Source organism: Blautia sp. HCP3S3_C4 (assembly GCF_052064095.1).
Classification (GTDB): domain Bacteria; phylum Bacillota; class Clostridia; order Lachnospirales; family Lachnospiraceae; genus Blautia_A.
In genome coordinates this window covers 1-821 of sequence record NZ_JBQHWF010000051.1, presented here as the reverse complement: position 1 = coordinate 821, position 821 = coordinate 1, and the positions used below count along the sequence as shown (strand labels likewise).

At 39.7% G+C, this 821-nt stretch carries 2 protein-coding genes; both read right to left on the bottom strand.

Annotation, left to right across the window (positions count from 1 at the left end; genetic code table 11):
- Positions 1–63: 63 nt before the first annotated feature.
- The gene (locus tag ACTNC6_RS16135; protein WP_173684812.1) at positions 64–309 is read right to left on the bottom strand and encodes a hypothetical protein; all 246 of its coding nucleotides are present in this window, start codon (positions 307–309) and stop codon (positions 64–66) included.
- 15 nt (positions 310–324) lie between these two features.
- On the bottom strand, positions 325–821 hold a 497-nt coding region (locus ACTNC6_RS16130; RefSeq protein WP_441044658.1), incomplete at its 5' end, for an IS1634 family transposase.

The window sequence follows — 821 nt, the reverse complement described above, 5'->3', positions numbered from 1 at the left end:
TGTGAACTTCCAGTTTTTTTCCGCCTAAATCGAGTGTCGCTATATCTGCAACTCAAAACAATTCTATTTTTCTGTCTTTTCTCCATCTGATCCTGCATTTAAAAAGTTCATGATCTCCTCATATGACCGCCCACTTTTTACAACCGCTGACAGTATCTCTTCTTTTCTTATGGCATCCCGCTTGTCTAACAGTTCTTTCAGATTTGCTGTTGCCTGGTCGTACTTTTTCTTCGCTGCAACCACATCAGCCTCTGCTTTTTCAATCTTTTCTTCCAATGCTTCCCTACTTGTTTTCCTTGTTCTTGCCATCTTTATTTTCCTTCCTTATTCTGCTTCTTTCAGTTCCTTACTCAGCTCTGACGCAAAGTATTTTATACTATTCGCATCCAGTCCAAAGGCTTTCAATATTACTTTCTGGTTCGCTGTTACTGCATGATCCAGACGGTATATATTGTCTAACTGACGTACCATTTCTATTTTTTCCAGCTCTTTTATTGCCGCCGGTACAGTCATATAGTTCAGTTTCTTATCCAGTTTTTTCATTTCTTCTTTTAGTTTTATATACATCTTGCAGCGCACTATCATGGCTACAAATTCAACAAATATCTTCGCTCTTGCTGATTCTTCTGAATACACCCGGATGCTCTTATTCCCCAGATATGATTTGTCTCCGCGGAATAGTTTCTCCGATACATCCCTGCTCTTGTACAGTTCGATTGCTTCCTTCGCACTCATCTTTTCCGATGTAACGATACAAAAATATCCTGCCAGATCCAGTTCTCTTTCTACCACACTGCACCGTTCTTCTGGTAGTATAAAAG